Source organism: Haloplanus sp. (genome assembly GCF_028275055.1).
In the GTDB taxonomy this organism is placed as follows: domain Archaea; phylum Halobacteriota; class Halobacteria; order Halobacteriales; family Haloferacaceae; genus Haloplanus.
In genome coordinates, this window is record NZ_JAQCNJ010000028.1 from 1 (window position 1) to 4,182 (window position 4,182).

Annotated in this window: 5 protein-coding genes; 2 read left to right on the forward strand and 3 right to left on the reverse strand. The window is 67.6% G+C overall.

Features of this window, described 5'->3' with window-relative positions:
• The first annotated feature begins 280 nt into the window (after positions 1-280).
• The gene (locus tag Q0925_RS03975) at positions 281-835 is read left to right on the forward strand and encodes a diadenylate cyclase (protein WP_299332113.1); all 555 of its coding nucleotides are present in this window, start codon (positions 281-283) and stop codon (positions 833-835) included.
• 41 nt (positions 836-876) lie between these two features.
• Here the strand turns inward: Q0925_RS03975 and Q0925_RS03980 are convergent, their stop codons facing one another.
• From Q0925_RS03980 to Q0925_RS03990, 3 genes are all read right to left on the reverse strand, one after another.
• Positions 877-1,425, reverse strand: coding sequence for a hypothetical protein (locus Q0925_RS03980; RefSeq protein ID WP_299332115.1), 549 nt, complete (start codon positions 1,423-1,425; stop codon positions 877-879).
• 84 nt (positions 1,426-1,509) lie between these two features.
• A complete protein-coding gene (locus Q0925_RS03985; protein WP_299332117.1) occupies positions 1,510-1,893 on the reverse strand; it encodes a hypothetical protein in 384 nt (127 codons plus the stop codon).
• A 236-nt stretch (positions 1,894-2,129) separates the two neighbouring features.
• Positions 2,130-3,848 (reverse strand): glutamate--tRNA ligase, encoded by a 1,719-nt coding sequence (locus Q0925_RS03990; RefSeq protein ID WP_299332118.1) that lies wholly within the window; start codon positions 3,846-3,848, stop codon positions 2,130-2,132.
• A 143-nt stretch (positions 3,849-3,991) separates the two neighbouring features.
• On the opposite strand from Q0925_RS03990, the gene Q0925_RS03995 reads away from it, so the two are divergent.
• Positions 3,992-4,182, forward strand: a 191-nt coding sequence (locus Q0925_RS03995) for a cold-shock protein (protein WP_299332120.1), incomplete at its 3' end; no start/stop codon positions are given.

Genomic DNA, 4,182 nt, shown 5'->3' on the forward strand with positions numbered 1-4,182 from the left:
ACGAGCACGTAGACCATCCCGATCGTCAGGCCGTTGAGGAGAACGTCGAGAAGCTGCGCACCCGATACCATCGTAGCGACGTTGTTCGGTGCGAGCCGGTGTGTTTCGATAAAGGTGTCGGGTTGGTCGCGTTCGGCTGATACTGTCGGCTATCGTCCCGTGACGATTTTCCACACCCCGGGGTGTCGAAAATCTTCACGTAGTTATAGCCAACAGTATAAACAGTACCACGGATTCGCGAACAACATTCATGTATCCATAGCCACATTCAACGAGTAGGATGGATGCGCTCGATCGGGTCAAGAAGCGGTACGCCACGAGCCAGGCGCTCATGGATCAGATCAGGTACACTGCCGAGTCGCTGAGCCTCGGGTTCGATCGGTGGGGCGAACAGCACGTCTCCGGCCCCAGCCTCTACTTCCTGATCGTCGCGGAGATGAGTTTCGACGGCTACACCGACCCCCTCGGCGCGAACAAGTGGCCGGTGAACCGGTGTAAGATCGTCACCGAATCGCAGGACACGTTCACTGACGTCGCCCGGGACGTGGCGGCCACGCAGGACGGCGCGGTCATCGTGACCGCGGACGGCACGATCCAAGAGCAGATGGTTCGCGTCCGGAATCCGCCACGGGAGGAGGTGTCGGGTCTCGACGGCCTCAACCCCGCCGACTGGATGGGAACCAAACACTTGAGCGCGCTGGAGACGTCGCTCCGCGAGGACGTCATCTGGGCGGTCACACTCAGCGAGGAGGACGGGCGGGTCACCACCTTCCTGGAGGGAACGTACCGTGACTACCCCCGCGACGAGATCGGCGGCCGGTGGCGGCCGAGCTAAGCGAGCGGGAGCCGCCCCGCAGTACGCCGGTGGAAACGGGCTCAGGCCACCTGCCGTTCATCGGTGAACGTCACCGCTCCGCCTTCGGTCTCGACGGTCGTCTGGACGGTGATCCACCCGTCGCTGTTCTCGATCGTCAGCGCGTCGGAGAACGACAGTTCGACCTGCCGGGTGGTGGTGTACGAGTCGCCCGCGGGCAGCGTTCCGACGTCCTCGTTGCCCCGCCAGACGACGTCGCCGTCGGTTCCTTGACCGGCGAGGATCCGGGTGTGGACGGTGACGTTCTCGGCGGTGGTGTCCTGCTGGTTTGTCAACGTCGAGGTGACGTCACGGCAGGTCTGTCCGCACTCCTCGATGGTGTCGATCGCGAAGCCGAACGGCGGCGTCGGGGTCGACGCCTCGTCGGTGGTCGGTGTGGCTGTTCCGTTGCTGTCGCTCGTCGTTGCCGCCTCGCCGCCGGGTGTGGCCGTCGGGAACGCCTCGGAGTCGGTCTCCGGGGTCCCGCCCGGGAGCACGTCGCCGGCGACGACGATAACCCCGGCTCCGGCTCCGACGACGACCACGGCGGCGAGTAGCAGTTTCAGGTTCATGGTATCAGGTTCCTCGGTATGTCTCGAAACGCGCTGTCGATCGGAGGGCCGAAGCGGACGGATCGACGGGGTCGGACGGGTTCGTTACTCGTCCGCGTTTTCGGCACTGCTCTCGTCGCCGCTGTCGGCCCGGTCGCCGCCCGCGACGTCGCTCACGGCCGATCCGAGGGTGTCGACGGTGCCGTCGATGAACCCGTTGATCAGGCCGTGGAGCCGCGAGACGAAGTCCGGAACCGGGCCGGGGAGGTCACCGGGCGGGCCGGCCTGTCCGGCCGCGTCGTCGGAGGCCGTCCGGCCACTCGTGGAACTGTGTTCCACGCCGTCGTCGCCCGCGGGGCCGGACGCGTCGGCCGCGTCCGAGGCGCCACCGTTGTCTGCCGCGACTGTGCTACCCGGGACCGCGGCCGCCACACCCGTCGCGGCGACGAGGACGGCGAGCGCGATTGCGACCGGTTTGGTTCGGTTCATTGTCGATCCTCACTCGGACAGGGGAGCGGGAGCCATGTAAACCGGACCGGCGCTGAACCGGGTTTGCGCCGATTTCACCGGTATTCAACCCGGATTCACCGGAGTTTCGCCGGGTCGACACGGGAGTTCGGGAGAGTGGTCCGGTGCGGCGGCCCCGCAGCGGGCGTACGACCGGGACGCGGGGTCGCGCGCACAACACGCCACGAGTGACGCGTCCGCCACTCCGGCGCAGCCGCCTATGGGTGCGCCCAGTAGACGACGCTCCCGTCGTCACCGTGGTCGTCCACCCGGACGAACCCGATCCGCTCGAACTGGACCACGTCGTCGACGGCGGTCTCCGCGAAGTCGGGTTCGGCCACGCCCGTCACGTCGCCGTCGGGCGTCCGCATCCGGACCGGCACGGTCCCCTCGGTGGGTGCCCAGTGGACCACGTCCGCGTCGCCGGACCGAACCACCCCGATGTCGTCGTCGGTCACGACGAGCCGGTCGCCCTCGCGCCGGACGCAGGCGTACCCCTTCAGCCAGACCCGGTCGCCCGCTTCGGGAACGTCCTCGGGTTCGAGCACGACGCCGCCGTCGACGGGGATCGTCCGATCGCCGCGCTCCTCGTGGTCGGGGTGTAGCGGCGGGTTGCCGGCGTCGGAGCCGCCCTCGACGTCGAAGCGCTCCCTGTCGCGCACGAGGAAGTACCGCTCGGCACCGTCGTTGACGCGGCTGCGGTTCGCCGCGTAGACCGAGCTCATCGCGAGGTCGACGTTCGCCGAGGAGGTGCCGAGCGCCGCGAGCGCCTCCACGACGGCCGCCCCGCGGATGCCGCGGCGCCGGAGGCTGGCGAGCGTGGGCGCGCGGGGGTCGTCCCATCCGTCGAGGTCGCCCGCGTCGATCTTCGCTTTCAGCGTCGACGTCGAGAGCTGGACGTCGTAGGCGTCGACCTGGACGTGCCCCCAGTGGACGACCTCGGGGTACTCCCACCCGAAGTAGTCGTAGACGAACTGCTGGCGTTTCGCCGAATCCTGGAGGTCGATCCCGCGGATGATGTGCGTCACGCCGGTGAGGTGGTCGTCGACGCCGGACTGGAAGTCGAGCATCGGCCAACACCGGTACTCCTCGGCCTCGGGCCTCGGGTGCGGCGTGTCGATCATCCGGAACGCCACCCAGTCGCGGAGCGCGGGGTTCTTGTGGTCGATGTCGGTCCGGACTCGGAGGACCATCTCTCCGGCGTCGTACTCGCCGTCGACCATCGCCTCGAACTCCTCGTGGGTGGTCTCCCGGTTCTTGTCGCGATGGGGGCACGCCTCGGCGGCGTTCTTCATCTCCGAGAACTCCCCGCCCGGACACGAGCAGGTGTAGGCGCCGCCGGCGTCGATCAGGTCGCGGGCGTGGTCGTAGTACGTCTCCAGGCGATCCGAGGCGAGAAGCACCTCGTCGGGGTCGAACCCCAGGTAGTCGATGTCGTCGAGGATCGCGTCGTAGGCAGCGAGGTCCGGGCGTTTCGTCTCGGGGTCGGTGTCGTCGAACCGGACGACGAAGGAGCCGTCGTACCGCTGCTTGTACGTCCCGATCACGGCGGGCATCCGGGCGTGGCCGATGTGCCAGGGGCCGTTGGGGTTGGGGGCGGCACGCATCCGGATTTCGTCGTACGTGTCGACGGTCGGGAGGTCCGGGAGGGCGTGCTCGTCTTCGTCGTCGTCGTCGGCTTCGATCTCCGCGAGTTCCTCGGGGGCGACCTCCTCCAGGCGCTCCCGCTTATCGGCGACCGAGAGGTCGTTGACGCGCGCCACCACGCTGCCGACAATGCCGGGGACCTCGTCGCCGTGGGGGCGGAACTCGGGGTTCTCGCCCATCAACGGGCCCATGATCGCGCCGACGTCGGCGTCGCTGTCGTATTTGACCGCGTTGAGCAGGGCGTGTTTCTCGGCCGCCCGCTCGACCCGGTCGCGGAGGTCCTCGTCCATCGGTCTCCGGTGGGTGCTCCCGGTGCAAAAGCCGTCCGGATCCGGTGGCGGACCCGGCCGTCGGCGTTTGTCGGCCCGAAGTCGGTATTTTTTGAATCCATTACGGAAGCCTTATGACCGAATCCGACGTTCGTACACCTGCAATGGCAAACGGTACGGTTGACTTCTTCAACGACACGGGCGGTCACGGTTTCATCGAGACAGAGGACGCTGACGAGGACGTGTTCTTCCATATGGAAGACGTCGGCGGCGAGGATCTCACAGAGGGCACCGAGCTCGAGTTCGAGATCGAACAGGCCCCCAAGGGCCCCCGCGCGACGAACGTCGTCCGCGT

Bases quoted from the DNA above. Each gene is read 5' to 3' on its own strand.
- Q0925_RS03990 (WP_299332118.1), bottom strand. From the start codon at position 3,848: ATGGACGAGGACCTCCGCGACCGGGTCGAGCGGGCGGCCGAGAAACAC.
- Q0925_RS03985 (WP_299332117.1), bottom strand. From the start codon at position 1,893: ATGAACCGAACCAAACCGGTCGCAATCGCGCTCGCCGTCCTCGTCGCC.
- Q0925_RS03975 (WP_299332113.1), top strand. From the start codon at position 281: ATGGATGCGCTCGATCGGGTCAAGAAGCGGTACGCCACGAGCCAGGCG.
- Q0925_RS03980 (WP_299332115.1), bottom strand. From the start codon at position 1,425: ATGAACCTGAAACTGCTACTCGCCGCCGTGGTCGTCGTCGGAGCCGGA.